The sequence below is a fragment of the Streptomyces sp. NPDC055254 genome (assembly GCF_053606025.1).
Genome location: NZ_JBSGQV010000048.1, coordinates 13,636 through 40,561, shown reverse-complemented (window position 1 = coordinate 40,561; position 26,926 = coordinate 13,636). Strand labels below are relative to the sequence as shown.

Annotated in this window: 27 protein-coding genes; 13 read left to right on the top strand and 14 right to left on the bottom strand. The window is 72.5% G+C overall.

The window, feature by feature from the left end; genetic code table 11:
* Positions 1-10 precede the first annotated feature (10 nt).
* From ACWFQ8_RS30265 to ACWFQ8_RS30245, 5 genes are read left to right on the top strand one after another with little or no spacing between them, the layout of a single operon-like run.
* Positions 11-817, top strand: a complete 807-nt coding sequence (locus ACWFQ8_RS30265; protein WP_453789489.1) for an STM4013/SEN3800 family hydrolase — start codon at positions 11-13, stop codon at positions 815-817.
* Positions 814-2,226, top strand: coding sequence for an STM4012 family radical SAM protein (locus ACWFQ8_RS30260; protein ID WP_453789482.1), 1,413 nt, complete (start codon positions 814-816; stop codon positions 2,224-2,226). Before ACWFQ8_RS30265 ends, ACWFQ8_RS30260 begins: the two co-directional genes overlap by 4 nt.
* Positions 2,227-2,231: 5 nt before the next feature.
* Positions 2,232-3,119, top strand: a complete 888-nt coding sequence (locus ACWFQ8_RS30255) for an STM4011 family radical SAM protein (RefSeq protein WP_453789481.1) — start codon at positions 2,232-2,234, stop codon at positions 3,117-3,119.
* A gap of 59 nt (positions 3,120-3,178) precedes the next feature.
* Positions 3,179-5,182, top strand: coding sequence for a hypothetical protein (locus tag ACWFQ8_RS30250; protein WP_453789480.1), 2,004 nt, complete (start codon positions 3,179-3,181; stop codon positions 5,180-5,182).
* Positions 5,183-5,186: 4 nt separating this feature from the next.
* Complete coding sequence (locus tag ACWFQ8_RS30245; RefSeq protein WP_453789479.1) at positions 5,187-6,665, top strand: branched-chain amino acid ABC transporter substrate-binding protein; 1,479 nt, start codon at positions 5,187-5,189, stop codon at positions 6,663-6,665.
* A 179-nt stretch (positions 6,666-6,844) separates the two neighbouring features.
* On the opposite strand, the gene ACWFQ8_RS30240 is transcribed toward ACWFQ8_RS30245, so the two are convergent.
* From ACWFQ8_RS30240 to ACWFQ8_RS30195, 10 genes are all read right to left on the bottom strand, one after another.
* Positions 6,845-7,630: an ABC transporter permease gene (locus ACWFQ8_RS30240; protein WP_453789478.1), complete on the bottom strand. Its 786-nt coding sequence runs from the start codon at positions 7,628-7,630 to the stop codon at positions 6,845-6,847.
* Positions 7,627-8,631, bottom strand: coding sequence for an ATP-binding cassette domain-containing protein (locus ACWFQ8_RS30235; protein WP_453789477.1), 1,005 nt, complete (start codon positions 8,629-8,631; stop codon positions 7,627-7,629). The genes ACWFQ8_RS30240 and ACWFQ8_RS30235 overlap by 4 nt, the downstream gene beginning before the upstream one ends.
* 95 nt (positions 8,632-8,726) lie before the next feature.
* Positions 8,727-9,569: a DUF4097 family beta strand repeat-containing protein gene (locus tag ACWFQ8_RS30230; protein ID WP_453789476.1), complete on the bottom strand. Its 843-nt coding sequence runs from the start codon at positions 9,567-9,569 to the stop codon at positions 8,727-8,729.
* An 80-nt stretch (positions 9,570-9,649) separates the two neighbouring features.
* Positions 9,650-10,168, bottom strand: a complete 519-nt coding sequence (locus ACWFQ8_RS30225) for a toxin-antitoxin system HicB family antitoxin (protein ID WP_453789475.1) — start codon at positions 10,166-10,168, stop codon at positions 9,650-9,652.
* 208 nt (positions 10,169-10,376) lie between these two features.
* The gene (locus ACWFQ8_RS30220; RefSeq protein ID WP_453789474.1) at positions 10,377-11,075 is read right to left on the bottom strand and encodes a hypothetical protein; all 699 of its coding nucleotides are present in this window, start codon (positions 11,073-11,075) and stop codon (positions 10,377-10,379) included.
* A 73-nt stretch (positions 11,076-11,148) separates the two neighbouring features.
* The gene (locus ACWFQ8_RS30215; RefSeq protein ID WP_453789473.1) at positions 11,149-11,307 is read right to left on the bottom strand and encodes a hypothetical protein; all 159 of its coding nucleotides are present in this window, start codon (positions 11,305-11,307) and stop codon (positions 11,149-11,151) included.
* Positions 11,308-11,463: 156 nt separating this feature from the next.
* Positions 11,464-11,775: a hypothetical protein gene (locus ACWFQ8_RS30210; RefSeq protein WP_453789472.1), complete on the bottom strand. Its 312-nt coding sequence runs from the start codon at positions 11,773-11,775 to the stop codon at positions 11,464-11,466.
* Positions 11,776-11,951: 176 nt separating this feature from the next.
* The gene (locus ACWFQ8_RS30205) at positions 11,952-12,734 is read right to left on the bottom strand and encodes a lysophospholipid acyltransferase family protein (protein ID WP_453789471.1); all 783 of its coding nucleotides are present in this window, start codon (positions 12,732-12,734) and stop codon (positions 11,952-11,954) included.
* A 164-nt stretch (positions 12,735-12,898) separates the two neighbouring features.
* On the bottom strand, positions 12,899-14,359 hold the full coding sequence (locus ACWFQ8_RS30200) for a hypothetical protein (protein WP_453789470.1): 1,461 nt from the start codon (positions 14,357-14,359) through the stop codon (positions 12,899-12,901).
* Positions 14,360-14,386: 27 nt separating this feature from the next.
* Positions 14,387-15,841 (bottom strand): lipase family protein, encoded by a 1,455-nt coding sequence (locus ACWFQ8_RS30195; protein ID WP_453789469.1) that lies wholly within the window; start codon positions 15,839-15,841, stop codon positions 14,387-14,389.
* Positions 15,842-16,168: 327 nt separating this feature from the next.
* On the opposite strand from ACWFQ8_RS30195, the gene ACWFQ8_RS30190 reads away from it, so the two are divergent.
* Positions 16,169-17,287, top strand: a complete 1,119-nt coding sequence (locus ACWFQ8_RS30190) for an AI-2E family transporter (RefSeq protein WP_453789468.1) — start codon at positions 16,169-16,171, stop codon at positions 17,285-17,287.
* Positions 17,288-17,413: 126 nt separating this feature from the next.
* On the opposite strand, the gene ACWFQ8_RS30185 is transcribed toward ACWFQ8_RS30190, so the two are convergent.
* Both ACWFQ8_RS30185 and ACWFQ8_RS30180 read right to left on the bottom strand, forming a co-directional pair.
* Positions 17,414-17,620 carry a hypothetical protein gene (locus ACWFQ8_RS30185; RefSeq protein WP_453789467.1) on the bottom strand — a complete coding sequence of 69 codons (207 nt, stop codon included), beginning with the start codon at positions 17,618-17,620 and terminating at the stop codon, positions 17,414-17,416.
* 241 nt (positions 17,621-17,861) lie between these two features.
* Positions 17,862-18,281, bottom strand: coding sequence for a YjbQ family protein (locus ACWFQ8_RS30180; RefSeq protein WP_453789466.1), 420 nt, complete (start codon positions 18,279-18,281; stop codon positions 17,862-17,864).
* Between the two features lie 137 nt (positions 18,282-18,418).
* Here ACWFQ8_RS30180 and ACWFQ8_RS30175 point away from each other — a divergent pair, with 137 nt between their 5' ends.
* From ACWFQ8_RS30175 to ACWFQ8_RS30160, 4 genes are all read left to right on the top strand, one after another.
* Entirely contained in the window at positions 18,419-19,222 is an 804-nt protein-coding gene (locus ACWFQ8_RS30175) for an alpha/beta fold hydrolase (protein ID WP_453789465.1), read from the top strand.
* Positions 19,222-20,508 carry a PP2C family protein-serine/threonine phosphatase gene (locus ACWFQ8_RS30170; RefSeq protein WP_453789464.1) on the top strand — a complete coding sequence of 429 codons (1,287 nt, stop codon included), beginning with the start codon at positions 19,222-19,224 and terminating at the stop codon, positions 20,506-20,508. The genes ACWFQ8_RS30175 and ACWFQ8_RS30170 overlap by 1 nt, the downstream gene beginning before the upstream one ends.
* The gene (locus tag ACWFQ8_RS30165) at positions 20,505-20,843 is read left to right on the top strand and encodes an STAS domain-containing protein (protein ID WP_453789463.1); all 339 of its coding nucleotides are present in this window, start codon (positions 20,505-20,507) and stop codon (positions 20,841-20,843) included. Before ACWFQ8_RS30170 ends, ACWFQ8_RS30165 begins: the two co-directional genes overlap by 4 nt.
* Positions 20,844-21,050: 207 nt before the next feature.
* Positions 21,051-21,623 carry a dihydrofolate reductase family protein gene (locus tag ACWFQ8_RS30160; protein ID WP_453789462.1) on the top strand — a complete coding sequence of 191 codons (573 nt, stop codon included), beginning with the start codon at positions 21,051-21,053 and terminating at the stop codon, positions 21,621-21,623.
* A gap of 163 nt (positions 21,624-21,786) precedes the next feature.
* Here ACWFQ8_RS30160 and ACWFQ8_RS30155 read toward each other — a convergent pair whose 3' ends face one another.
* Together ACWFQ8_RS30155 and ACWFQ8_RS30150 are read right to left on the bottom strand one after the other, a co-directional pair.
* Entirely contained in the window at positions 21,787-21,975 is a 189-nt protein-coding gene (locus tag ACWFQ8_RS30155; RefSeq protein WP_453789461.1) for a hypothetical protein, read from the bottom strand.
* A 172-nt stretch (positions 21,976-22,147) separates the two neighbouring features.
* Positions 22,148-22,777 (bottom strand): glyoxalase, encoded by a 630-nt coding sequence (locus tag ACWFQ8_RS30150; protein ID WP_453789460.1) that lies wholly within the window; start codon positions 22,775-22,777, stop codon positions 22,148-22,150.
* A 314-nt stretch (positions 22,778-23,091) separates the two neighbouring features.
* On the opposite strand from ACWFQ8_RS30150, the gene ACWFQ8_RS30145 reads away from it, so the two are divergent.
* The 3 genes from ACWFQ8_RS30145 to ACWFQ8_RS30135 all read left to right on the top strand — a co-directional run bounded on the left by ACWFQ8_RS30145 (position 23,092) and on the right by ACWFQ8_RS30135 (position 26,904).
* A complete protein-coding gene (locus tag ACWFQ8_RS30145) occupies positions 23,092-24,336 on the top strand; it encodes a cytochrome P450, cyclodipeptide synthase-associated (RefSeq protein WP_453789459.1) in 1,245 nt (414 codons plus the stop codon).
* A 110-nt stretch (positions 24,337-24,446) separates the two neighbouring features.
* Positions 24,447-24,839, top strand: a complete 393-nt coding sequence (locus ACWFQ8_RS30140) for a nuclear transport factor 2 family protein (protein WP_453789458.1) — start codon at positions 24,447-24,449, stop codon at positions 24,837-24,839.
* Between the two features lie 55 nt (positions 24,840-24,894).
* Positions 24,895-26,904 (top strand): ATP-binding protein, encoded by a 2,010-nt coding sequence (locus ACWFQ8_RS30135; RefSeq protein ID WP_453789457.1) that lies wholly within the window; start codon positions 24,895-24,897, stop codon positions 26,902-26,904.
* The last annotated feature ends 22 nt before the right edge of the window (positions 26,905-26,926 follow it).

The following is a 26,926-nucleotide window of genomic DNA, read 5'->3' as shown; positions in this document are numbered from 1 at the left end:
CGAGCCGGACATGAACGAGGTCGTCGGCCGCGACGACCTCCTCCTGCTCACCCTCGACACCCTCCGCCACGACGTCGCCGCCGAACTGGCCGCGGCCGGCCGCATCCCGAACCTGGCCCGCCACCTGCCCGGTGGCGCCTGGGAGCAGCGGCACGCCCCGGGCAGTTTCACCTATGCCTCCCACCAGGCGATGTTCGCCGGATTCCTGCCCACCCCGGCCGCGCCGGGACCTCACCCGAGGCTGTTCGCCGCGCGCTTCGCCGGCAGCGAGAGCACCGCCGCCCGCACGTACGTCTTCGACACCCCCGACCTGGTCTCCGGTCTGGCCGCGGCCGGTTACCGCACCGTGTGCGTCGGCGGCGTCGGCTTCTTCGACAAGCGGGGCGCGCTGGGCGGAGTACTTCCCGGCATGTTCCAGGAGAGCCACTGGGAACCGGAGTTCGGCGTGGCCTCCCCCGCCTCCTTCGAGGCGCAGGTCGAGCGGGCCGAGCGGATCGTCGGCTCCCTCCCCGCGGAGCAGCGGCTGTTCCTCTTCCTCAACGCGTCCGCGCTGCACCAGCCCAACTGGTTCCACCTGCCCGGCGCCACCCGGGAGGCGGGGGACAGCCGTGCCACCCACGCGGCCGCCCTGGAGTACGTCGACCGCCACATCGGCCGGCTCTTCGCCGCGATGAGCTCCCGCCGCCGCTGCTTCGCCATCGTCTGTTCCGACCACGGCACGACCTACGGCGACGACGGCTACACCGGCCACCGCCTCGCCCATGAGGCCGTGTGGACCGTGCCGTACGCCCACTTCTTCCTGGAGTCGTCCGCATGACCGCGCCCGCAACCGCCTTCGCCGCCGGCGCCGCGACCAGCAGCGCCCTCGGGACCGCGAGCGCGGCCGGCGTGGCCGCCGGCGCCCGCGTCCGCCCCTACCAGAGCTACGTCTACGCCTACCCCCACAAGACCGCGTACCGCCCGCTGCCCGACCGGCCCGCCCTGCGCGACCTGTGGCGCGGCGAGGACAAGAGCGCGCTCTCCCTCTACCTCCACATACCGTTCTGCGAGGTCCGCTGCGGCTTCTGCAACCTCTTCACCCGCATCGGCGCGCCCGACGGCCTCACCGGCCGCTACCTCGACGCGCTCGACCGCCAGGCCGCCGCCGTCCGCGAGGCCCTCGGCGAGGACGGCCCGGTCGGGTTCGCCAACGCCGCCTTCGGCGGCGGCACCCCGACCTTCCTCACCGCCGGCGAACTGACCCGGCTCTGCGACATCGCCGAGCGGCGCATGGGAGCGGACCTGCGCGCCGTCCCCCTCTCCGTCGAGACCTCGCCCGCCACCGCGACCGCCGACCGGCTCGCCGTCCTCGCCGAGCGCGGGGCCACCCGTCTCAGCATCGGCGTCCAGAGCTTCGTCGACGCCGAGGCGCGGGCCGCCGTACGCCCGCAGCGCCGTGCCGACGTCGAGGCCGCGCTCGGCCGGATCCGCGAGGCCCGCATCCCGGTCCTCAACATCGACCTCATCTACGGCATCGACGGCCAGACCCCCGCCAGCTGGCGCACCTCCTTGGACGCCGCCCTCGCCTGGGAGCCCGAGGAGCTGTACCTCTACCCGCTGTACGTCCGTCCGCTCACCGGCCTCGCCCGGCGCACCGCGCACACCGAAACCGAGTGGGACGGACAGCGGCTGAACCTCTACCGCCAGGGCCGCGACCACCTCCTCGCCCACGGCTACGAACAGGTGTCGATGCGCATGTTCCGCCGGGCCGGCGCCGCCCCGCAGGGACCCGACGACCACGCGTGCCAGACGGACGGCATGATCGGCCTCGGCTGCGGCGCCCGCTCCTACACCTCCGCGCTCCACTACTCCTTCGACTACGCCGTCGACATGAGCGAGATCCGGGCGATCATCGACGACTACACGGCCACCGGGGACTTCGGCCGCGCCGTGCACGGCCGGGAGGTCGACGGCGGCGAGGCGCGCCGCCGCCACCTCCTGCAGTCCCTCCTCCAGGCCCAGGGCATGCCGCTCGCCGACTACCGCGCCCGCTTCGGCACCGATCCGCACGAGGACTTCCCCGCGGAACTCGCCGCCTTCGCCTCCCGCGGCTGGGTCGAGGGAGCCGAGGCGCAGAGCGGGACGCTGCGCCTGACCCCGGAGGGACTCGCCCATTCCGACGCCCTCGGCCCGGCCCTCTTCTCACCCTCCGTACGGGCGGCCATGGCCGCCTACGATCCGAAGTAGCCGCCGTGGACCTGACGATCCTCTACCGCGGTCCGCTCGCCTCCTGCGACTACGACTGCCCGTACTGCCCCTTCGCCAAGCGCCGTGACACCTCCGAGCAGCTGCGCGCCGACCGTGCGGCCCTAGAACGGTTCAGCGCCTGGGCGGCGGCGCAGCGCGGCGACCGGCTCTCGATCCTCTTCACACCGTGGGGCGAGGGCCTGGTCCGCTCCTGGTACCGCCGCGCCCTGGTGGACCTCTCGCACCAACCGCACGTGGAGCGGGTCGTCATCCAGACCAACCTCAGCTGCCGCACCGACTGGCTCGCGGGGGCCGACCCGGCCACCGTGGCCCTGTGGTGCACGTACCACCCCGGCCAGACGCCCTACGCACGCTTCCTCTCCAAGCTCCGGGACCTCACCGACCGGGGCATCCGCCACAGCGTCGGCATCGTCGGCCTGCCCGAGAACCTGCCTCACGCGCGCCGGTTGCGCGCGGACCTGCCCGACCACGTCTACCTGTGGGTCAACGCCGCCGAGGGCCGTACGTACAGCGATGCCGAGGCGGCGGCCTGGACGGAGCTGGACCCGCTCTTCCCGTACAGCCGCCACCCCCACCGCTCGGCCGGACTGCCGTGCCGCACGGGCGAGTCGGTCATCTCCGTGGACGGCGAGGGCACGGTAAGCCGCTGCCATTTCGTCCGCACCGAGCTGGGCAACCTCTACGACGGCTCCTACCGCGCCGCCCTCGTCCCCCGCCGCTGCCCGCTCGCCGTCTGCGACTGCCACATCGGCTACGTCCACCTGGAGACCCTCCCCCTGTACGACGTCTTCGCGGGCGGCGTCCTCGAACGCGTCCCGGGCACCCGAGCCGAGCGGACCGAAATGAATCAAGGAGCGGAAAACCCTGTCTGACTCCGCCCGCGGATGGCAGGCTCTACTTCTCGGAAGCGTCGTCCTGGGGGGGATCACACGTGAGGGAGCCGGGTACGGGCATGGGCCTGCGGGGCCGCAGCGGCATCCTGTCGCTGGTCGACGCGTGCCTGAAGGAGGACCCGGCGGCCGAGCGGCCCCTGACCATGCTGCTCGGTCCGGCCGGCAGCGGCGCCAGCGAGGCGCACAGCGCGCTCATGGAGCACTTCGGGCCCGACTACCCCTTCGCCTTCGTCAACTTCGGCGAAGCCCAGTCCCTGCTGCCGCGCTACGCCCTCGGGCTCCTGGCCCGCCAGCTCGAACGCAAACTGCCCCGCTACGGCCGCTCCCACTTCCCGCTGCTCAGCCTCGGTCTGCTCGCCTCGGACCAGGAACTGCGCATGCGCAGCCTCGCCGACGGCCGGCGCGCGGTGCAGCGTCGGCTCGACCAGTTCCAGGAGGAGAACGAGGCCCGGCACGGCGACTACCTGGCCGCCTTCTTCGAAGTGGGCATGGGCGCGGTCGGCATGCCCGAAGGCGCCTCCACCGCCGCGCTCGCCCTCTTCCAGGACGCGCTGCGACGCGGCCGCCGGACCGTGCCCGCCCTGCTCGGCGGCAGACTGGGCAGCCGGCTCACCGCGGGGGCCCACTGGTACGGAAGCCACCCCATGATCCGCAGCGCGGACCGCATGGAAGCCCTGGTGGAGCTGAACCGCTGGCGCCACGAGGGCGACGAGAACGAACAGGAGCGGCTCGACCTCGTCCTCTTCTCGGCGTTCCTGGAGGACCTCAGGCGCAACACCGCCCGCAACTTCATGCCCCGTTCCTACCTGCTGCTCCTCGACAATTCCCACACCGACCACGGCCGCCGCTTCCTCGACCTGCTGCTGCGCTCCCGGCACGACGAGACGGTCGTGGCCGGCCACGCCAGCGACCCGCTGACCGTCGTGGCCAGCTCCAACCGGTGGCTTCCCCGCTGGGGTCCGGCCACCGGGGACTCCTGGCCCTGGCAGCTGCGGGGCCCCGACCGGGCCTCGCTGGCCGACTGGCACGCCCACCGGCCGACCCGCGACAGCGAGGACAGCTGGTGGTACCCGTTACGCCTGCGCGACCTCAACCTGGACGAGGTACGGATCCGGATCGAGCTCCAGCTCGGCGGGAACAGCGACCTGGCCTCCCTGACCCGCCTCACCCCCTTCGTGCACCGGCTCACCGGCGGACTGCCGCGCGCCGTCCACCACGTACTCGACGTACTGCGCCAGGCCGGGCCGCCGCCGGCCTCGGGCCCCGAGCAGGACCGCTGGCTGCGCACCCTGCCCGACCGGCCGCTGCGCACCGGGGAGGACTCCGCCACCCTCGCCGACACCGCGCTCGGCCACCTGCTGCGCGATTTCGACGGGACCCGGCGCGCGGCGCTGGCCGAATGCGCCGCCGCCAGGGACTTCTCCGTCGCCACGCGGCTGCTGAGCCCCGACGACTCCCTGTTCGGCGAGATCCGCTCCCGCTGGCTGCTGACCGGGCCCGTCGCCGTCGTCCCCGTACTGCACCCGTGGCTGCGCAGGCTGCTCCTGTGGCGGCTGGCCGCACGTCCCGACGGGTGGGACGCCGTGCACGAACTCCTCGCGGAGTACTACCGCGGGGAGGGCAGGCCGGTGCAGGAGATGTACCACCAGCTCGCCCTGGGGCGCACCGAGGAGGTCACCGCCCATCTGACGCGTCGCTTCACCGTCGTACCGGCCGCGCAGTGGATCTCCGAGTTCGACGCGATCACCGCGGCGCCCAACCGCCTCCCCTCCGGCAGCGGACCGCTGGAACTCCTCGCCGGGCTCGTCCCGCGCCGGCCCGGGCGCGTGATGGACATCGAGTCCGTGATCCACACCCTGGTGACCACCCGCTGGGTGTGGAGCGATCCGCTCGCCGATCCGGCCATGCGGCTGGGCGACCTGATCGCCGACGGCTACACCCAGCTGTCCCAATTGAGGAGGAACGACATCGTGGCCCTGTTCAACGAGGCGGAGCGGTACCGTCACTGGCGCGATCCCCAGACCGCGGGCTGGGAGGGCTGAGCGCGTGCCCAGACTCGAATGGCCGCTGCACGTCGTACGCCGCGTCGCCCTCGCCACCGCGGCCGCCGTCGCCCTGGTCGCGGCGCTCTGGCTGGGTGTCGGCTGGCTGCAGGAACGCCAGGCCCGATGCGCCGACGGGGTCGTGGAGCAGGGTCCGGGCGACGAGTGCGTCGGAGTGACCGACGGCTCCTACGTGTTCGCGCCGCACCTCGATGCCGTCAGCGCGGAGATCGAGGAGGAGAACCGCCGGGTCCTCGCCAACGCCGACAAGGAACCGTACGTCAGCGTCGCCTACTACACCTCCTTCACCACCTCCGCGGAGGACAGCAACTCCCCCGAGGGCGTCCGCCACGAGCTGCAGGGCGCCTACCTCGCCCAGTACCGGCACAACCAGGGCGACCTCGCCGCCACCCCCAAGATCCGGCTGCTGATAGCCAACCCGGGCAGCAGGTCCGCGCAGTGGAAGCACACCGTCGACGCGTTGATCGCCCGCAAGGACTCCCCGGACCGGCTCGTGGCGGTCGCGGGTCTCGGGCCCAGTACGAAGGAGAACCTCGCGGCCATACAGCGGTTCTCCGCACACGGCATCGCCATGGTCGGCGCCACGATGACCGCCACGAACATCCAGGGCATCAACGGCTTCGTCCGGGTCGCCCCCACCAACGAGGACGAGGCGTACGCGGGTGCCGCCTATCTCAAGCGGCACGGCGTCGCCACCGCCGTCGTCATCCAGGACGTGGCGGAGGGAAACCTCTACGCCTCCACCCTCGGCACCGCCTTCACCAAAGCCTTCCACGACGGCGACAAGCACCGGCTCGTCGCCGAGCGCATGACCTACGACTCCTCCGTCAGCAGCGCCTGGCAGAACGAACTGCGCTACATGCCGGGCCAGTTGTGCCAGCAGCGTCCCCAGCTGGTGTACTTCGCGGGGCGCGGCCAGCACCTGACCCACTTCCTCGACGCGCTGTCCAACCGCAGTTGCACGGACCAGCAGTTCACCGTGTTCGCCGGGGACGACACGACCAACCTGAGCCCCGCGCAGCTGGCCCACGCCGCCGAGACGGGCGTCCAGGTGCTCTACACCGGCCTGTCCCACCCCGACATGTACCGCGCGGCACCGCAGGCGGTGTCCGCACCCTCCGCGAAGAACTTCCAGCCGGGCGGGCTGCTGGACCAGTGGTTCCCGCACGACCCCCGGGACGACGGCGGGGCGCTGATGGGCCATGACGCGGTCCTCGCCGCGGCCCACGGCATCCAGATGGCGGCGCGCTGGCAGGGGCAGGTCGCCGGCGACGCGGTGGCCCGGATGTTCCACCAGATGGACGGCACCCAGCAGGTGGCCGGGGCCAGCGGGTTCATCTCCTTCCAGAACAACGGCAACCCGCGCAACAAGGCCGTCCCCGTCCTGCGCCTCAACGCCAAGGGCCAGGTCGAGTTCGTCGAGGTGTCCGCGGCGGAGGGCAGGCCACCGCAGGAGCAGTAGCGCGGGGCCCGCAGCCACCGGAGCGGGCCGGGGCGCCGATGTCGAGCGCTTGATCGCCGAGATCGACACCCGGGCGAAGGGCTGCGGCGCCGCACGCGCGCAGCACGAACGGGCGGCGCACTCCGACGCGGTGCCGGAGTACGCCGCCCTGGGCGGGAAGGGACCCGCGCCCGTCCCGGTTACTTCGGGTCGCGGTTGAAGACCGCCTTCGACCAGAAGTAGCCGAGCGCGGAGAGAGCCAGGCACCAGGCGACCGCCAGCCAGCCGTTGTGCCCGATCTCGGTGCCGAGGAGCAGTCCGCGCAGGGTTTCGATGGCGGGGGTGAAGGGCTGGTACTCGGCGATCGGCTGGAACCAGCCCGGCATGGCCTCGATCGGGACGAACGCGCTCGAAATGAGCGGCAGGACGATCAGCGGCAGTGCGTTGTTGCTGGCGGCCTCGGCGTTGGGGCTGACCATGCCCATTCCGACGGCGATCCACGTGAGAGCCAGGGCGACGAGGGTGAGCAGTCCGAGGGCTGCCAGCCATTCCAGGGCGGTGGCGTCCGTGGAGCGGAATCCGATGGCGACGGCGACGGCGCCGACGAGGACCACGCTGACGACCGACTGCAGGACACTGCCGATGACGTGCCCGATGAGGACGGACCCGCGGTGGATCGCCATGGTGCGGAAGCGGGCGATGATGCCCTCGGTCATGTCGTTGGAGACGGATACCGCGGTGCCGACGACCGTGCCGCCGATGGTCATCAGGACGATGCCGGGCACGAGGTAGGCGATGTACTGGGAGCGGCCGCCTCCTCCCATGCCCGCGCTCATCACGTCTCCGAAGATGTAGACGAAGAGCAGGAGCAGGACGATGGGCGTGAGCAGGAGGTTCAGGGTGAGGGAGGGGTAGCGGCGGGCGTGCAGGAGGTTGCGGCGCAGCATGGTGGACGAGTCGCGCACGGCGAGGGAGAGGGAGCTCATCGGACGGACCCCTTGGGCTCGTTGGGCTGGTTGGGCAGGGCGGGCTGGTCGGTGGTGCCGGTGAGGGCGAAGAACACGTCGTCGAGGTCGGGTGTGTGGACGGTGAGTTCGTCGGCTTCGATGCCGGCGGTGTCCAGGCGGTCGAGGATCGTGCGGAGTTGGCGCTGGGTGCCGTCGCTGGGGACGTGCAGGGCCAGTGCGTCGTCGTCCGGTGCGGCGTCGCGAAGGGTGTCGGCGGCGGTTCGGTAGGCGGCGGGGTCGGAGAAGCGCAGCCGGACGTGTCCGCCGGGAATGAGTCGCTTGAGTTCTTCCGCGGTGCCCTGGGCGGCGATCTTTCCGTTGTTGAGTACGGCGATGCGGTCGGCGAGCTGGTCGGCTTCCTCCAGGTACTGGGTGGTGAGGAAGACGGTGACGCCGCCGGTGACCAACTCGCGGATGATCTGCCACATGTTGTGCCGTGAACGCGGGTCGAGGCCGGTGGTCGGTTCGTCGAGGAAGATGATCCGCGGGCTGCCGACCAGGGTCATGGCGATGTCCAGGCGCCGCTTCATACCGCCGGAGTACGTGGACGCCGGCCTGCTCGCGGCGTCGGTGAGGTCGAACCGCTCCAGCAACGCGGCCACCGTCCGCCGCCCCTCGGCCCGCGGCAGGTGATGCAGGTCCGCCATCAGCAGCATGTTCTCCTCCCCGGTGATCAGACCGTCCACGGCGGAGAACTGGCCCGTCACACCGATCGCGGCACGCACCGCTTGCGGGTCGGCGGCCAGGTCGTGGCCCGCGACCTGGGCCTGTCCGCCGTCGGCGGTGATGAGGGTGGAGAGGATCTTGACGGCGGTCGTCTTGCCGGCGCCGTTCGGACCGAGCAGGGCGAACACGGTCCCGGCCGGGATGAGCAGATCGATGCCGTCGAGGACGGTCTTGCCGCCGTAGGACTTGCGCAGACCGAGGGCGGACACGGCGGCGGACGACTGCGGACCGCCCGCCCCTCGGGAATTGGGCATCGGCATGGGCATGGGCATGACAGATGAAGGCATGGAGCCCTCCGTTCGAAGGGTGAAGGGACGGGGCGGGAGGTTTGTGTTCGCGGGTCGGCGGATCAGGGCCGCGCGCGGCGCACGTCGATGTTGCCGTGCCGGGTCCGGGCACGGACCTCGACCGTGTCCTCGGTCTGCTCCGGGGCCGTGGAAGCGCTGAGCGTGTTGCGCACCTGCCCGTGGTCGGAGTTGACGTCGAGCCAGGCGGCGGTGCCTTCCCGGACACCGACCTCGATGGCGCCGTAGGACGTCTCCAACTGGACGGCGCCGCGCGCGACTTCGGCGACGCGCAGGGTGCCGTGGGCGGTGGTCGCGGTGACCGAGCCCTCGGCGCGCGCGATGTCGATGTCGCCGTTGGCGCCGCTCACCCGCAGGTCGCCGGTCGCGGCGCCGACGGTCGTGGTGCCGTGCGAGTTCTTGAGGACGGCTGAGCCGTCGACGAACCCGACGCGCAGGCTGCCGGAGCTGGTGCTGATCTCGGCCGTGCCCTCGATGCGGTCGACGGTGATCGAGCCGTGGGAGGCGGTCAGCTGGAGCGGCCCGGTCGTGTCGAGGCGGACGTCGCCGGAGGAGGTCTTCACACGGACCTGACCGAGCCGCCCCTCACCGAGGACCTGGGCCCAGGCACCGGTCATGTCGACGCGGGAGCCCGTGGGCAGTTCGACCGTCACGTCGACGGTGCCGGTGCGGCCGAACAGATTGGACTTGGGGGTCCTGACGGTCAGGACGCCGCTCGCGTACGTGATCTCGGTCTGCTCGGCCGTCCGCACGTCCAGGTCCTTCTTCGGATCGCGAGGCGTCACCTCGACGACCGTGTCGGTGCGGTCGCCCGCGGAGAACCGGATGGAACCGGCCTCCACCCGTGCCGTGGTCGAGATCGGTTCGGGAGTGTCGAAAGAAGGCATGGCTGTCCCGTCCTCTTGGGTCTTGGAACGTCCCCGCTGGTGGGACGTGGTGTGGGTGAACCGGTGCGGCGGGAGTGCGGCTAGCGCACCCAGCCGGTGAAGCTCTGTCCGATGGTCTGGGTCTTCTCCGCGGGACGCGGCCGGGGGCCGCCGTCGACGGCGGCCGACACGGCGCGGACCAGCCATGCGTTGACCGACAGACCCTCGCGGGTAGCGGCCTCCTCGGCCCGGGCCTTGAGGTGGGCCGGCAGCCGCAGATTGACGCGGGCCGTGTTGCCGCCCTCGTCGGTGTCGGCGGACGCCTGCGCCCTGACCGGCTCGGCGGCCGCGGTCGGCCCGGCGGGGCCGGTGGCGGCGGGCGGCAGTGTCACCACGAAGTCGGGGTCGACTCCGCGCAGCCGTACGTCGACCGAGCCGGGGGCCAGCTCGCGGGTGATCTCGTTCATCGCCGCCGAGAGCACGTTGAGCATGGTCAGCCGGGTCGCCGACTCCAGGGGGGCAGTCAGCCGCTCGGCCAGCTCGCGGGCATCCTCCCCGCCGGCCGCGGCGGCCACCGCGAGCTCGCGACGAAGGGTGTCGACATACGGGGTCAGGTCCATGACGCCATCATGGCACCACTATGGCGCCACCCGCAAGCCCTCTGACCCCGCCCGCCGGAATCCACGCACGAACAACGCGCTGACCTGGGAAAACGGAACGGCAACGGCTCGCGCCAGCATGGCACCACACGCAATCCCCTGACATCACGGGCCTTCCGTGGCGCCAAGTGGTGCCACCTGACACCACCTGACACCACCTGGCACCACGTCACGAGACCGGTGCAGGGTCCGCCGAGGGTCCATCGTGCTGCGGATAGCCGATCTCGGAGATGTCCTGGGCCAGGTCCGCCAAGGCGACCTCTGCGTTCAGCGACGATACGAGTTCCTGCTCCAGCGGGCGCAGGGCGTACACGGCGCTCACGGCTCCCAGGTCCACGGCGACCTCGTAGTAGTCCTCGGCGAAGCTCTGGAACGCTTGCGGAGAACGGTCGACCAGAAGCTCGAACAGTCCGGTCGTCCCATCAGGGTCGGCACGGCCCACGGGAAAGTCGATCGTCCCGTGGCGCCACTGATCGTCGCTCCCGCTCCGCCACAAGCAGGCTGTCACGACGGGCACACCGTCCTCGTCGGTGAACGCGGGCTCCTCCACGAAGGGCCGAAAGGCCTCGGGGACTTCGTCGATCACCCCCGGCCAGGGCTCGCCGTCGTTGCTGTAGGGACTCATCGCCGATTCATGGCCGAAGCCACGGACGTAGCCTCCGGCTGCCGAGAACACGATGGAGTACTCGTCCCCCGACCCGTTGCGCATCGAGGCCATCTCCTCGCCGGCAGCCCAACCGGCGTTGAAAGAGTGATACCGGCTCTCCCAGTCCGGGCTCAGGATCGCGTCGAGCATCGCCAGTGCGCGGCACAGATTCCGCAGATCGGCGAGGGCGGGAAGCCGGCGGGCCACGTCATAGACAGTCACGCCCTCATCCAACCGGATGGCACTGACACCGGGCGCCGGGGCGGACGCCGGGTCTGCGACTCATGAACCCACCTCAAGCGGCATCCTTGCGTCTCGGCGGGGCCGCCGACGGCGCGAAGCGGTCCGGACGGCAACTGGCGAGCCCCTCCAGCGCTGCCGGTACGTCGGCGGCCGGCACGGCGTTGGCGACGAGCAGGTTCACCGGGGCGCCCCCGTCGAGGACGACCTTCACCGGGTCTCCCCCGCGCGGCGGCCGGGCGTCAGCGGCTGTGCCTCCGGCCTGCGCACCTGTTGGGCCAACGTACGGTGGACGTCCGGGTAGCGGCTCGTGCAGGCGGGCTCGGCCGCACACGCGTCGAGGATGCGTCGATGCCCTCCTTGGCGCTGCTCATGCGTCGAGCGCGGTCAGGCCGTCCGTCCAGCGGGCCCGCCGCTCCTCGGCGCTCTGCTCCCACCACGGCACGCCGCGTTCCCCGAGCGCCACCTTTGCCGTCTGCACCCGGTCCCGGGCGGCGCGCTCGGCCTGCGGGTCATCGGAGCGGCGGGCGGCCGCGACGGCCCGCCGGGCCGCCATCAGGTGGACGCGCAGCCGGGCCCCGGCCTCGGCCGGGACGGCCGGGTCGGTGGCCCTCCAGCGACGGCCGTGGATGACGACGTGGTGCCCGTCGGGGGTGGTGTCGGGCTCGGGTTTCCGGGTCACGGCCGGCGGCTGCCCACATCCGGCCGAGGTCAACCGTCCCGGCGCGCCGTTCCCACCGGCGCGTCCCTGCACGCGATCCGGTACGGGGACTGCGGTACGGGGACCCGCAGCGTCCCCGCGAGTCGCCCCCACCGGCCCCGTACGCGCCCGGGCCGGCCCGGGCGCGTACGGCCGGATCAGTCGAACGGGTACTCCCGCTCGGCCAGTTCGCGGTCGATAAGTTCCTGGACGGCGGCGCGCGTGGTCTCGCCGAGCAGCCGGGCGGCGTCACGGCGGGCGGCCAGGCCCTCGGGCCGGGGCGGCGCCGGGATCGGTTCCCCGACGGTGATCGTCCAGTTGGACGGCAGCGGGAACGGCGTGGTGACCGGGAAGTACGGCACCCCGAGGAGGCGGGCGAGGGTCGGCACCTCGCCGAGCTTGGGGCAGGCCTCCTCCGCGCCGACGATCCCCACCGGCACCACGGGGGCCCCGGACCGGATGGCGGCGACCGCGAAGCCCGGACTGAAGGACCGCAGGCGGTACCGCTCGGTGAACGGCTTCTCCAGACCGGCGATTCCCTCCGGGTACACCCCCACGAGCTTGCCCGCGTTGAGGTGGTCGACCCCGGCCGTGGGACCGATCGGGAGCGCGCCGTGGCGGCGGGCGTGCCTGCCCAGGATGGGGGTGCGGAAGACGAACGGGGCGGCGAGGAAGCGCACCCGGCGGTCCAGTGCCCTGCCGAGGACCTTGTCCAGGACGAACGCGTCCAGACCCCAGGCACCGGAGTGGTTGACGGCGATCACGGCCGGACCCTCCGCGGGGATGTTCTCCAGGCCGAGGGCGACCACCCGGAAGTAGTCGTCGACGAGCCAGTCGAGGAGGCGGTCCCACGCCACCTCGCCGGCTTCCCCGAGCACGCGCCTGGCGGAGCCGAGTTCAGCCCCGGCCGCCTTGATCATCTCGGCCACACTGTCCCGCACGCTCGGACCTCACTCTCTCATCGCTGGTCGTCGACGGAATGTCGACCTGACGGGTTCCCACCGGTGCAACGCCCATGGGGGCTGTTGATCACGGCTGGTCGGGACGGAAGGAACGAGGTCGTCCGTTCGAGCGCCCGGGACGGACGGCGGCCGCGTGGTGGAGGTCAGTCCGACAGCCGCCGTGCGGCCCGACGGACGTCGGAGGCCGCGTCCGCGCACCGGTCGGCGTGTGCCAGCAGGGCCATCCGGAACCGCTCCCCGGCCTCGCTCCCGTTCCAGCCGGTGTCGGCGGCGCAGGCCGACAGGCGCTCCGCGTGGCGGTCCAACCGGTCCGCGCCGGCCTGCCCGCGCGCCCCGTACGCGGCGCACGTCCCGCCGTGCCCGCCCGCTGCCCCGCCGGGGCCGTCGGACGCGGCGAGGGCCACGACCACGGTCCGGGGTCCGAGGGTGTCCGGCAGCCGGTCCGCGGTGAACCGCGGAGCGACGAGGACGGGGCGCACGCCGGTGGTGGCCCCGCGGACGACTTCCCGGCCGACGAGGGCCGCGAAGCGTGCGGCCGCGCAGCCGGACGGGCGGCCGCACAGCGCCCATGCCGGGTCGGCGCGCTCCCCCGGGGTGCGCCGCTCCAACAGCCCCGCGGTGTAGAGGATTTCGTCGCCGGGGACGAGGACGGCGCCGTCGGCGTCGAGCGGTGCGCGCACCGGGTACACGACGGCGGACAGCGGGGGGTAGAGCTCCAGGGCGAGGTCCACGGCGGCCTCCGCCGACGTGGCGGTCCCGGTGGCGGCGCCCGTGGCGGCGCCCGTGACGGGGGCGGATCCGGCGGCGAGGAGGGCCAGGGCCTGGAGCGCCGACGCGCTGGTGGCCGTCGACACCAGGGCCAGCGCGTGCGCGATCGCCAGGTCCCCCTCCGGAGCGCCCTGGGCCCGGGCGGCCAGCCGACCGGCGAGGGAGCCCGGATCGGGTTCCGCGAGGTACGGGGCCAGCCGTCGGCGCAGAGCCGCCGCCCGCTCCTCGTACGCACGGCTGCCCGAGGCGCCCGCCACCGCCGTGGCCATCTCGCTCAGAAGGGTGTCCTCGGCGGCGCCGCGCCCCAGTACGACGCTGCGGCTCAGCCGCAGCATGCCCGCGTGCCAGTGGTCCCCGTCCAGGGTGCCGTCCTCCCGCCGGGCACCGAGCACCGGCAGCAGGTGCTCGGTCACCCGGGCGGTCAGCCCGTCGCGTTCGTCCTCCGTCAGCACGTCCCACGCTCCCGCCGGGGGCGCGTGCGGCGACAGGCCGTACCGACTCCCGTCGGCGGCGAGACCGGACGCGGTGCCGAGCGCGCCCGCCGCGTCGGCGCGGGTCAGCAGGCGCTCCGCGTCCGCCCGGGTCACCGGCACGAGGAAGGTGCCGAAGGGCGTACGGAGCCGCGCCGGTCCACCGCGGCGGCCGTCCCGCAGGTGCGTCATCAACCGGCGTGTGAGACCTTCGCGGGTCAGCGCGTCCAGACCCAGCGTGCGCGCGGGCAGGTCCGCCCAGGGCAGGCGACGGGCCACCAGTGCGGCGCTGAACAGGAGGTTCTCCACGGGGTGGGCCGTCTGGGGCCGCGCCGTCGTCGTGGCCGTGCCGTCGGCAGGGGTCATCGGTCGGTCTCCCTCGTGGTCACGTGGTCACTTGTCGCGGAGCATGTAGGGCTGGTTCCCGACGACTTCGCCGTCGTAGGCCGCGATCAGTCCGTTCACCCGGTCCCGGTGGTGGGCCATCTCCCCGCGCAGGGCGTCGGAGTACGCCTGCGGGGCGTGCGACAGCGGGTAGTCGTACGACGCGTCCAGCCAGGACAGTTCGACCCAGTTCGCGGGGATGTCGTGAGGGGCGGCGGGCCCGCGCCCGTCGAGCATGGGGATCACGTCGTGCTGGTTGACCAGGCTGATCACCTGCGTGGTGTGGTCGGCCGGGCGCTTGCTGTCGACGGGCGAGCCGAGCGCGACCACGTGTGTGATCCGGTAGGTGGACGCCACTTCCACGTCCGTCGCGAGGTTCATCGCCGTGAGCCCTCCGAGGCTGTGGCCGACGAACATCAGCTCCGCCCCGGCCGGCACTCCCGCCCGGCGCAGCAGTTGCCGTACCGCCCGGGTGTAGGTGGTGTCGGAGCGCAGGCATCCGTCGAACGCGCCGACGAGGTCCTGCGGGGTGCTGTTGCTCGGCAGCCCGAAGCTCGTACCGGGCAGCAGGAGCACGTACCGGACGTTTCCGTCGGCGCAGGCGATCCGTCGCAGCAGCACCAGCCCGTGGTTGCCGAGCGTGCCGATGTCGTTGACGTAGCTGACGATGTCGTTGCGGGACGTCGTCAGGACCTGGGCGAGGATGGAGTCGGGCTCGATCCGCTCGGCGCGTCCGGGGCCGGGGTTGAGGTACCGGAGCACCGAACTCGGCAGTCCGAGGAAGGGATCCGTGGTCGGGACGCCGCCGGCGAGGGTCACCCAGGAGAAGCTGTCGTTGACCGGGTTCTCGTCGAGCAGACCCAGGAGGGCCAGCAACTCCATGATCACGGGGCTGACGGTGGTCAGCGCGCGGGTCAGGCCCAGCCGCTCGACCAGCGCGTGGAGCGCCCGCAGGGCCTCCCACCGGTTTCCTTCCACCATGGCGTCGGTGAGCCGCCGCGCCAGTGCGGAGTCGAGGTTCGGGTGCTCCACCGCCGCCGCCTCGATCCGCAGCGCGAAGGCGTCCACGGCCATGGCCACGGCGGCCGGGCGGCGGTAGGTCACGCTCCCCGCCATCCGGGCCAGTTCCCCGAGGACTCCACCGTTGGGGGCGAAGCCGAGCCCGGAGGGGCTGGTCAGCGCCTTGGCGCAGGAGACCGCCGTACCCAGTGCCCAGGCGGGGCGGCGCAGGGCGGCCAGGCCGAACCGCCAACTGCTCAGCGCGCCCGTCAGTTCCGCGCCGGTCTGCTTCGCGGTGATGGCCGCGTCCGCCAGCAGAACGGACGCCGCGATCAGGAGGTGCGCGTCGGGACGCCCCGCCGCGGTCCCGCCCGGGCCGGGTGCGGCGCCGGGGGTGTCGACGGCCGGCCTCGATTGTCCCGGAATGGGGTGAGCTGCTTCGTCGACCACCTGATGAGGCGTCACGGTCTTCCCTCTCATCGCTGTGCGGTCACTTCCACCGCGTGCCCGGCTTCCGCCAGGCATGGTGGCACCCGAAATGATCCACTTCGCGCGCTCACGAGGTCGGCGGCCGTCCCGGCTCGGCCTCCCCGGGCCGCGCCCGCCCCCGCCGGGAGGCGTCGGACCCCGATTCCCCGGGCCACCGGGCGGACTCGGCCCCGGCCGCGCCCGCCGCACCGATCGCCTCGCCCCGGAGGATGAGGACCGGGTCGCCGTGTTGACGCGCACCGTCTGCGCGGCGGACCGCGGCACGGATCCGGGGCGCGGACGCGGTGCCCCTAGGGTGAACCCATGTCTGACACGCTGAGTTCCAGAAAAACGGCAGCCGCGCTGCGGGTATCCGCACGAATCTCCGCCCAGTCGCTGCTGGTTCTCGTGATGGCCGCGGTGACGCTGTGGGTTCTGGGCCGGATGTGGTCCGTCGTGTGGCCGCTCATAGTTGCCCTGTTCCTCACGACGCTGACGTGGCCCCTGGCCGCCTTCCTGCGCCGGCGCGGATGGCGCCCCGCCCTGGCCGCGTCGTCGGTGACCGTGCTGTTCCTCGTCCTCGCCGCGGGCGTCGTGGCGCTGATCGCCGTACCGGTGGCGTCGCAGTTCGGCGAGCTGGCCGACGGCGTGGTCGAGGGCATCCAGAGGCTGCGCGAGTGGGCCGCCGGGCCGCCGCTGAAGATCGGCGACGACCAGATCACCGGAGCCTTCGACGCCGCGGTCGCCCGCATCCAGAACAGCGTCGGCACCGCGGTCTCCACGGTCGTCACCGGCGTGAGCACGGTGCTCAACGGCCTGGTCACCGCCGTCCTGGCGCTCTTCCTGATGTTCTTCTTCCTCAAGGACGGCCCGCGGTTCCTTCCGTGGCTGACCCGTCAGCTCCCCGGGCGGCTCGCCACCCACGTCCCGGTCGTGGTCGCGCGCAGCTGGGACACCCTGGGTTCGTTCGTGCGCTCCCAGGCGTTCGTCGGGCTGCTCGACGCCGTCTTCATCGGTCTGGGCCTGTGGATCGTCGGCGTACCGCTGGTGCTGCCGCTGGCGGTGCTGACCTTCGTGTCGGCGTTCGTGCCGATCGTGGGAGCCCTGTTCGCCGGTCTGGTCGCCGTGCTCATCGCGCTGGTCTCGAACGGCCTGACGGACGCGCTGATCGTGCTGGCGATCATCGTCGGGGTGCAGCAGCTTGAGGGCAACGTGTTCCAGCCGATGATCCAGAGTCGCGGGCTCGGCCTCCACGCGGCGGTGATCCTGCTGGCCGTGACGCTGGGCGGCAGCCTGGCCGGAGTGGTGGGCAGCCTGCTGGCGGTGCCGGTGGCGGCGCTGATCGCGGTGGTCTGGAACTACCTGCGCGAGCTGCTCAGCGAGCCGACGCCCGGCCCGGAGACCGCCGAGCCGCCCGCGGGAGCTCCCGCTCCCGCCCAGTAGCACTCCGCGCACCGGTCCCGCCGAGGACGGCGCAGCTCCCCGGCGGGACCGGTGCGTACGGGTACCGGCCGGTGCGTTGGCGTACCGGTCGGTACCCGTACCGGTCGCGTACCCGTACCCGTCCGACTAGCCGTTCCGGTCGGTGTCCGGGCGTTCGTCCGCGGCTTCGGGGGAGGACGTGCGCTCGCTCCCGGCCGGGGCGGGTCCGGCGGCCCGCTCGACGCGTTCCGGATCGGCCGGCGGCGCCCCGGATCCGGTCCCGGTGCGCGAGGGCACCCCGGGGGCACGGCCGTGTTCGTCGACCTCCGCGCCCTCGTCGGGCAACTCGGCCACGCCCCCCGGCCGGTGTGGCCGCGATCGCGCGGCCTCCTGACCCTGCGCGCGCGGCGGACCGGACTGCCCGCCGCTCGACCCGCCCTGACTCGACGTGCCTCGCTCCGCCATGGCCTGCCCGCCTCTCCTCGACCGCCCGGTCGAACCGCTCGGCGTACTCTTCCGGCTGACCGCGCCTACCCGGCCGTACCGGAACGACGCTCGCGGACGCGGTCAGGCTCCCGCCGGCCGGGCCGGGGGCTCAGCCGAGGAAGCCGAGCCGCACCGTGCGGTGCGGGTTGTCCCGGTTGGTGTCCACCAGTACCACCGACTGCCAGGTCCCCAGCGCGAGCGCGCCCCCCACGACCGGCAGCGTGGCGTGCGGCGGTACCAGCGCGGGCAGGACGTGGTCCCGCCCGTGGCCGGGCGAACCGTGCCGGTGCCGCCAGCGGTCGTCCGGCGGGAGCAGCGAGCGCAGCGCGTCGAGCAGGTCCTCGTCGCTGCCCGCCCCCGTCTCGATGACGGCGAGGCCCGCCGTCGCGTGGGGGGTGAAGACGTTGAGCAGTCCGTCCCGCCCCCGGGCCGCCTCGCGCAGGAATGCGGCGCAGGTCTCGGTCAGATCGTGAACGGTTTCCGTGCTACCCGTCGTGATCTCGACGGTCCGTGTGGTGAAGCTCTCCATGCGCCCATCGTGACGCGGTACCGGACGCTCCGCCCGGCGCCGTGCACGGCGCCGTCGACGCGCGCGCGGTCGCGGCGGGGGTCCGGAGGGGGCGATTCGGAAGGGAAGCCGCAGGCGGGGCCTGCGAGACTGCTGGTATGGATATCGATCGCAGGAACAACGTCACCGTCACCGGTAACCCGCAGGGGCCGGCAGTGGTGCTCGCACACGGGTTCGGCTGTGATCAAAACATGTGGCGGCTGACGGTGCCCGCTCTGGTGGCGAACCACAAGGTGGTGCTGTTCGACTACGTGGGCTCGGGCGGTTCGGACCTGTCCGCGTTCTCGGCGGACCGCTACTCCTCCCTCGACGGTTACGCCCAGGACGTCGTCGACATCTGCGAGGCGCTGGAGCTGCGCGACGCGGTGTTCGTGGGGCACTCGGTCAGCGCGATGATCGGCGTGCTCGCCGCCGACAAGGCTCCGGAGCGCATCGGGGCGCTGGTGATGGTCGCCCCGTCACCGCGGTACATCGACGACGACGGCTACCGCGGCGGGTTCAGCGCGCAGGACATCGACGAGCTGCTGGAGTCGCTGGAGGCGAACTATCTGGGCTGGTCGGCGGCGATGGCACCGGTGATCATGGGGAACGCGGAGCGGCCCGAGCTCGGCCAGGAGCTGACGAACAGCTTCTGCGCCACGGACCCGGACATGGCGCGCGTCTTCGCCCGGGCCACGTTCCTGTCGGATTCGAGGGACGACCTGAAGAAGGTGAGCGTGCCGACGCTGGTGCTGGAGTGCACCCAGGACGCCATCGCCCCCCGGGAGGTGGGCGCCTTCGTCCACCGGACGGTCCCCGGCTCGACCCTGGTCACCCTCGATGCCACCGGGCACTGCCCGCACCTGTCGGCGCCCGAGGCGACCAACGAGGCGATCACCGGTTTCCTCGCGGACCTGCGGTGATGTCCCGTACCGGGCCGCAGCCCGAACCCCCCGGCGCGGGCGGTGGGGAGACCTCGGACGCGGCGTTCGCGGGCCTGCTGGAGGACAGCGCCGAGGAGCTGTACGAAAGGGCGCCGTGCGGGTACCTCTCCACGCTCATGGACGGCACCATCGCCAAGATCAACACCACGCTGCTGGACTGGCTGGGCCTGGAGCGGAAGGCAGTGGTGGGCCGGATGCGGTTCACCGACCTGCTGACCGTGGGCGGCAGATTGTACCACGAGACTCATTACGCGCCGCTGCTGCGCATGCAGGGCGAGATCGGCGGCGTCGCCCTGGAGCTCAGGCAGGCCGACGGCGCCCGGATGCCGGTGCTGGTCTCCTCCGTCCTCAAGCGCGGGGCCACGGGCGAGCCGCTGCTGATCCGCACCACCGTTTTCAACGCCCGCGACCGCCGCGCCTACGAGGAGGAGCTGCTGCGGGCCCGGAAGGCGGCCGAGGAGGCACGCGCGCAGGCGGAGAGCGACCGCGCCCGGCTGCAGGACGCCCTCGCCGTGCTCCAGCAGTCCCTGCTGCCCGACATCCTGCCGCGGATACCCGGCATGGAGACGGCCGCCCACTACCGCACGGCCTCTCCCGACCGCCTCGGCGGCGACTTCTACGACGTCTTCCCCATCGACGGCAGACGCTTCGCCTTCTTCCTCGGCGATGTGTGCGGCAAGGGCCCCGAGGCCGCCGCGGTCACCTCGCTGACCCGCTACACCCTGCGCACCGCGGCCCTGCACGACCCCGACCCCGTCTCCGCCCTGTCGACCCTCAACCGGGTGCTCCACGAACGCTACAGCGGTGGCGACCCCCGCTACTGCACGGCGATCTTCGGCATCCTCGACCCCGACCCCGCGACGGCACGGGTCACCGTCCGCCTCGCCTCGGGCGGCCACCCGCCCGCCCTCGTCCTGCGGGACGACGGTACGGCCGACTTCCTGCCCACCCCCGGCGGCCTCCTCGTCGGCATCATGGAGTCGGCGCCCTTCACCTCCGCCACCACCGTCCTCGCCCCCGGCGACACCCTCCTGCTCTACACCGACGGCCTCACCGAAGCCCGCACCGGCGAAGGGCGCACCGACTTGTACGGGGACGAGGCTCTGCGCGCCTTCGCCGCCGACCACGCCGGCACTGCCCCACGCACCCTCGTCAAGGCCCTGACCGGCCTGCTGGACGACTTCGGAGACGGCCTCGACGACGACACCGCCCTGCTCGCCGTCGGCGTCCCCGCCGCCGACCCTACGCCGAAGAACCCGCGATGAGCCCACTGAAGATCACCACCCGAGACGCGGCGACCGGCCCCGTCCTGAAGATCATCGGCGACCTCGACTACAACACGGCTCCCGAGCTGCGAGAACTTGTCCCCACGATCACCCTCCAGCCCGGGCAGCGCCTCGTCCTGGACCTGATCGAGCTGGAATTCTGCGACTCCAGCGGCATCACCGCCCTGATCGCCGCCCGCAATCACGCCCAGGCCGCGCGAGCCGACTTCGCACTCGCCGCCGTCCCCGCCAACACGCTGCGCATCCTGCGCATCGTCGGCCTCGACCAGATCTTCCCGCTGTACCCCGACAGAGACGCCGCCGTCGGTCCCTGACAGCGGCGCGCTCAGCTCGTTCGGACGACATTCCTGCCGACCGCCGAGGAGACGCCGGACGCCCGGCGCGGAGTCGAGCAGGTCCACGATGAGTTTCTCCGCGATCCGCAGTCATAGATCATGCGTGGGGGCACCACGGCCGCCCGGGCGGGCGGAGCACCGGCCGCACCCGCCGGGGAAACAGACACGAGACACCAAGGACCTGAGATGCGCACTCTGATCAGCACCGCTTTCGTTTCGCTCGACGGCGTCGTGGAGGCCCCGGGCGGCGAGCCCGGGTACCGCAACTCCGGCTGGACCTTCAAGGACGTCGAGTTCCTTCCCGAGGCGTTCGAGATCAAGGGCCGGGAACAGGAGGAAGCCACCGCGATGCTGCTGGGCCGGACCAGCTACGAGGCGTTCAGCCAGGTGTGGCCCGACATGGAGGACTTCGCCGGCTACAAGGAGATGCCGAAGTACGTCGTCTCCACCACTCTCACCGAGGACGACCTGGTGGCGAACTGGGGCGGGACGACCATCCTGCGCTCCCTGGACGAGGTCGCGGCGTTGAAGGAGACGGAGGGCGGGCCGATCATCGTCCACGGCAGCGCCTCCCTGAACCGGGCCCTCTCGGACGCCGGCCTTATCGACCGCTACCACCTGCTCGTCTTCCCGCTGCTGCTCGGTGCGGGCAAGCGGCTCTTCAGCGACACGGACAAGGACACGCAGAAGCTGGAGCTGGTCGAGCACGAGGCCTACGCGAACGGCCTGCAGAAGAACGTCTTCGACGTCGTCCGCTGACGCGGTTCCCGCGGCGAGGGCCCTGGTCGCCGTCCCGCTACGGGGCCCACGCCGGTGACCGGCGCGAGGCGCGAGGCGGCGCCTCGGACCGGCGAGGGGACGTGACAGAGCCCGGCCGGTGACTACGGTCCGGCCGGGCTCTGCGTTCGTGGGTACCGCTCGGTCAGACCCGGTCGCGTCCGTCGCGCAGCAGGTCTTCCTCGCGGCGCCGCTGCGTCTCGTCGGGACGCTGTCCCGCGCGGGACGGGTTGCCGGGCTCGGGATGGACCGGGTCCTGCCCGGGCCGCTGCGGCCGCGTCTGCTCTTCGCGGCCCTTGCCCGGCTCCTGGCGCTTGTCCTGCCTACCGCCCATGACGGTTACTCCTTGATGCGTGGGGTTGGGGATCCTGCGGCATCAGCTTGGCATGCGGTGTGACTCTTCGCATTATTTCGACTACCGACGGTGGCGGGGGGGGCGATGTCCCGGATTCGGAGCGGGGCGGACCGGCGTCCCCGGCCCCGTCAAGTGACCCCAAAAGCGCGCGTCAGGGGGCAAGGGCCGGGGAGACGGCGCTCTCCCAGACGAAACCGTCCGGGTCCTGGCCGCCGCCGGCGCCGCCGCCCAGGAGCAGGCGGTGCGATCCCGTGCCCTCGGGCGGGACGCCGACGTCCTTCGCCAGGGCGCGGCGCCGGTACAGGGCCAGCTTGACGGGGCCGGACCCGGCCTCGAACTCGGCGTACATGCGGCCGAAGCTCTTCGCGACCTTGAGCCCCTGGGCCACGTAGAAGCGCTTGCTGGCGGCCATGTCCTCGACACCCAGCAGGAGGACGATCTCATCGACGGCCCCGGTGGCGGGGCCGGTGTTCTTCTTCGCCGAGGTGGCGATCTTCCAGATCGTCCCGTCGGGGGCCTGGACCACTGCGCCGTAGCCCCACAGCGACTTCGCGACGGGCTTGAGGGACGTGGCCCCGGCGGCGAGAGCCGCGTTCACGAGCAGGTCGACGTCGGCGGGCTGCGCGACCGTGAGCGCCAGGATGAACCCGCGGAAGCCGACCGTGGGCGCGTCGCAGGCGCGCAGGCGTACCTGCGAACCGAGGCCGAAGGCCTCGGAGTAGAAGCGGTGGGCGGCCGCGACGTCGGCCACTTCGAGGGTCACGCTGTCGATGATTGCCATGCCCCGCACGCTAGTGGGGGTCCGACCGCCGGCGCTTCTCCGATCCTGCTCGATGTCCCCGGCGGTCGCCGGCACGCAGCCCGTGCCCCCCACCACGAAGCGACGGCGCGGTATCGGCGGCGCGGTATCGACGGCCCCTCGCCGGCCCGGCCGCCCGGCGGCGATACCGGCCCCGCCGGCGCAACTGCGTTTCCAAGGGCGCTCGCCACCGAGACAACCTGGAGCGCGGGTCTGTCGTCTTGAACTTCTGGTGGACCGGCTTCAGTTCGGAGCCTCCGCCTCAACCGCCGCCCCGGCTTGCGAGGTTCTCCGTCATGCCCATGGTCAGTTCCGGATTCAGCGTCCTGTCCGAGAGCTTCGCGGCCGACCCCTACCGCTCCTTCGCATGGCTGAGGGACCACGCCCCCGTGCACTACGAAGCGGCCGTCGACAGCTACTTCGTCTCCCGCTACGAGGACGCCAAGCGGGTGCTCACCGACCACGAGACGTTCAGCACCGAGACGCTCCAGGTGCGCGCCGAGCCGGTCATGCGCGGTCCCGTCCTCGCCCAGATGAGCGGGGCCGAGCACACCGCCAAGCGCAAGATCTTCGTCCGCGCCTTCACGGGACAGGCCCTGCGGGAACAGACGCGAGCCGTCCGCACCAACGCAGCCGACCTCATCGCGCCCTTCCTTCCACGGGGGCGGGTGGACCTCGTGAACGATTTCGGCAAACCCCTCGCCGTGCACGTGACGCTCGACGTCCTCGGCCTGGACAAGAAGGACCGGCGGCGACTGGCCGCCTGGCACAGCGGTATCACCGAGTTCATCACCAGCATCGTCATGACTCCCGAGCGCCGCCGGCACTGCCTGGACTGCGCCGAGCGGATGGAGGCCTATCTCCGCCCGATCATCGAACACCGGCGCCGCCACCCGGGCGGGGACCTGATATCGACGCTGTGCGCGGCCGAGTTCGACGGCATCGCCATGAGCGACCGCGATGTCACCGCGCTGGTCATCAACGTTCTCGCCGCCGCGACCGAGCCCGCCGACAAGACGCTCGCCCTGCTCTTCAAGCACCTGATCGACCATCCCGAGCAACTGGCACGGGTCCGCGAGGACCCGAACCTGCTGCCCGCCGCGATCGCCGAGACCCTGCGCTGCACCCCGCCCGTCCAGCTGATCCCCCGCCAGGCGGAACGGGAAGAGGTGCTCGCGGGTACCACCGTCCCGGCGGGCGCCACCGTCTTCTGCATGATCGGCGCGGCCAACCGCGACCCCGCCGCCTTCGCGGCTCCGGACACGTTCGACATCCACCGCGCCGACCTGGGCACCGCCCGATCCTTCACCGCCGCCGCCCAGCACCTCGCCTTCGGCACCGGGCTCCACCAGTGCGTCGGTACCGCCTTCGCGCGCGCCGAGATCGAGACCGTCGCCTCGATGCTGCTGCCCCTGCTGGACCGGGTCCGCTACAGCCCCGGCTTCCGCTACCGGGAGACCGGCCTGTACACCCGCGGTCCCGCCTCCCTCTGCCTGGACTTCACCCCCGTCCGCGAAGGCGGCGGCACCGACCGGGGCTGACACGCCCCTCGCGTCCGCTCGCCTCCGCGTCCACTCACCTCCGCCTCCGCCCCCCTTCCAGGAGCCCGGGGCCGTCCTCCATCCCGACCCCTCACACGGAGAAGACCGCGATGACACCGACCGACATCACCCGAGCCGTCAACGATCTGCTGTTCACCCCGGACCTCGACCTCGGGGTAGCCGTCGACCGGCACTTCGCCCCCGACTACCGCCAGCGCACCGACGGCGTGTGGAGCGACCGGGCCGACTTCATCCAGCACATGACGCGGCTCCGCTCCCTGGTCCGCGACGGGCACATCGAGGTCCACGACGAACTCCGCGACGGGCTGCGCTACGCCGATCGCCATACCGTCACCCTCACCCAGCACAACGGTCGTACGTCGCGCACCGAGGTGTACCTCTTCGCACGCCTCGCCCCCGACGGCCGCTTCGAACGGGTCGAGGAGACCACCCTGCTGATCACCGGGCACTCCGACGACGAGAACCTGGGGCGCATCCGGTGACCCCCTCCACGATGCCGAACACCGCGGTCCGGAACAGGAAAGAGGGGGAGCCGTCATGGGGTCCGTAGGCGAGAGACTGAGCACCGCGCGCGGGCGGGCCTTCATCGGCCGGGAAGAGCAACTCCAAAGTTTCAGGGCCGCCTTGGCGGGCGATCAGCAGTCGCCGTTCGCGTTCTACGTCCATGGGCCGGGCGGCATCGGGAAGTCGACGCTCCTGCGCCGTCTGGCGGACCACGCCCGTACGGCGGGCCGACTGCTCGTGGAGCTCGACGGCCGCTTCGTCAGCCGTGACCCGGCCGACTTCGAACGGGCGGCCGGACCCTTCCTGGACGTCCCCGGCACGGTCCTCGTCGTGGACTCCTTCGAACACTGCCAGTGGCTGGAGAGCTGGTTGTGGCACCACTTCCTGCCCCGCGCCGCGGACGGCACCCTGGTCGTCCTGGCCGGCCGCCTCGCACCCCAGCCGCAGTGGACCGCCGATCCCGCCTGGACCGGGCTCCTCCACGTGAGCGAACTGGAGCCGTTCTCCGAGCATCAGGCGCAGAGCCTGCTGGACTCGGCGCAGCTGCGGCCCGAGGTGCGCGACCGGATACTGCGGTTCGCCGGTGGCAACCCCCTGGCCCTGTCGCTCGCGGCCGCCGCGGGGTCGGCGGGCGCCTGCGACGAAGAGGCATGGTCCCCGTCGGCGGACGTCCTGCGCACCCTGCTGGCCGGATTGATCGGCGAGGTGCCCACGGCCGCTCACCGCCGCGCCCTGGAGGTGGCGGCGCAGGCGTACGCGACGTCCGAGGAACTCCTCTGCGCGGTGCTGCCCGGGGAAGACGCGCACCTCCTCTTCTCCTGGCTGAGGGACCTGCCCTTCATGGAGTCCACGCACCGCGGGCTCCACCCCCACGACGCCGCGCGCGAGACCCTGGCCGCCGACCTGCGCTGGCGGGCGCCCACCGCCTTCGCGGCGATGCGCCGGCTCCTGGCGGAGGAGTACCTGCGCGTGCTGCGCGAAGCGCCCGAGGAGCGGGTGTGGACCGTCACCGACGAGCTCTTCTACCTGTTCCGGGAGGGCGAGACCCTGGCGCGGCTGCGCACCTGGTCCCGAGAGGACGAGGTGCACGACCGCCCCCTGCACCCGGGCGACATCGCCGTCGTCCTGCGCATGGCGGCCGAGACCGAGGGGGCGGCCTCCGCGGAACTGGTCCGCTACTGGGCCCGGCGCCAGCCGCAGGCGTTCAGTGTCTACCGCCTCGTGAGTACGGGCCGCATCGTGGCGTTCACGGCCCGACTCGCCCTGCCGGCTCCTCCGGATCCCGAGGACCTGGCCACCGATCCGGTGGTCGCCGCGGCGTGGGAGCACACCGCCGCCACCGCTCCGGTGGGCCCCGGCGAACACATCGGCGTCAGCCGCTTCTCGGTCTACCCGGAGCGCTACCAGGTCCCCTCGCGCGTCATCGACCTGAGCAGCTCCCGCGCCCAGGCGGAATCCGCCCGCGCCCGCGGCCGCGCGTACGGTTTCGCCGTCTACCAGGACGCCGAGACATGGGCCGAGCGCGTCAGGGGCACGCTCGCCGATACCGGGGCCCGGCCGCGGGTCGGTGAGCACACCTACGGGCTGTTCGCGGTGGACTGGCGCCAGGAACCCGTGGAGGCGTGGCTCCGCCGGTTCATGTCCGCCACCGGCGCACCTGTCCGCTCGGGACCGTCGCCCGTCTCGCGCACCGCGTTCGACCAGGCCGTACGGGAAGCCCTGACGCACTGGCGCGACGCGGGGGCCTTCGCCGCCGGCGCACTGCTGCGGGCCCGTCTCGCGGCCGACTCCAGTGAACCCGTCGAGGAGGTGCGCGCCCTGCTGCGCCGGTCCGTCGACGATCTCGCCCGGGACCCGCGCGGCGTGCGGGCCCGCGACGCCCTGGCGGCCGGCTACTTCTCCGGCGCGCCCACGCAGGAAGCCGCGGCCCGCCGCCTCGGCCTTCCGTACGGTACCTACCGGCGCCACCTGCGCCAGGGCCTCGACCTGCTGTGCGAGGTCCTGTGGCAGCAGGAGCTGCACGGCCCGCCCACGGCTTCGTAGCCGGCCCGCACGAGGCGGCGCG

Coding starts and splice junctions, on each gene's coding strand:
- ACWFQ8_RS30265 (WP_453789489.1), top strand. CDS start 11: ATGAACGAGGTCGTCGGCCGCGACGACCTCCTCCTGCTCACCCTCGAC.
- ACWFQ8_RS30260 (WP_453789482.1), top strand. CDS start 814: ATGACCGCGCCCGCAACCGCCTTCGCCGCCGGCGCCGCGACCAGCAGC.
- ACWFQ8_RS30240 (WP_453789478.1), bottom strand. CDS start 7,630: ATGAGCTCCCTCTCCCTCGCCGTGCGCGACTCGTCCACCATGCTGCGC.
- ACWFQ8_RS30235 (WP_453789477.1), bottom strand. CDS start 8,631: ATGCCCAATTCCCGAGGGGCGGGCGGTCCGCAGTCGTCCGCCGCCGTG.
- ACWFQ8_RS30230 (WP_453789476.1), bottom strand. CDS start 9,569: ATGCCTTCTTTCGACACTCCCGAACCGATCTCGACCACGGCACGGGTG.
- ACWFQ8_RS30225 (WP_453789475.1), bottom strand. CDS start 10,168: ATGGACCTGACCCCGTATGTCGACACCCTTCGTCGCGAGCTCGCGGTG.
- ACWFQ8_RS30200 (WP_453789470.1), bottom strand. CDS start 14,359: ATGACCCCTGCCGACGGCACGGCCACGACGACGGCGCGGCCCCAGACG.
- ACWFQ8_RS30190 (WP_453789468.1), top strand. CDS start 16,169: ATGTCTGACACGCTGAGTTCCAGAAAAACGGCAGCCGCGCTGCGGGTA.
- ACWFQ8_RS30180 (WP_453789466.1), bottom strand. CDS start 18,281: ATGGAGAGCTTCACCACACGGACCGTCGAGATCACGACGGGTAGCACG.
- ACWFQ8_RS30175 (WP_453789465.1), top strand. CDS start 18,419: ATGGATATCGATCGCAGGAACAACGTCACCGTCACCGGTAACCCGCAG.
- ACWFQ8_RS30170 (WP_453789464.1), top strand. CDS start 19,222: ATGTCCCGTACCGGGCCGCAGCCCGAACCCCCCGGCGCGGGCGGTGGG.
- ACWFQ8_RS30165 (WP_453789463.1), top strand. CDS start 20,505: ATGAGCCCACTGAAGATCACCACCCGAGACGCGGCGACCGGCCCCGTC.
- ACWFQ8_RS30160 (WP_453789462.1), top strand. CDS start 21,051: ATGCGCACTCTGATCAGCACCGCTTTCGTTTCGCTCGACGGCGTCGTG.
- ACWFQ8_RS30155 (WP_453789461.1), bottom strand. CDS start 21,975: ATGGGCGGTAGGCAGGACAAGCGCCAGGAGCCGGGCAAGGGCCGCGAA.
- ACWFQ8_RS30150 (WP_453789460.1), bottom strand. CDS start 22,777: ATGGCAATCATCGACAGCGTGACCCTCGAAGTGGCCGACGTCGCGGCC.
- ACWFQ8_RS30145 (WP_453789459.1), top strand. CDS start 23,092: ATGCCCATGGTCAGTTCCGGATTCAGCGTCCTGTCCGAGAGCTTCGCG.
- ACWFQ8_RS30140 (WP_453789458.1), top strand. CDS start 24,447: ATGACACCGACCGACATCACCCGAGCCGTCAACGATCTGCTGTTCACC.
- ACWFQ8_RS30135 (WP_453789457.1), top strand. CDS start 24,895: ATGGGGTCCGTAGGCGAGAGACTGAGCACCGCGCGCGGGCGGGCCTTC.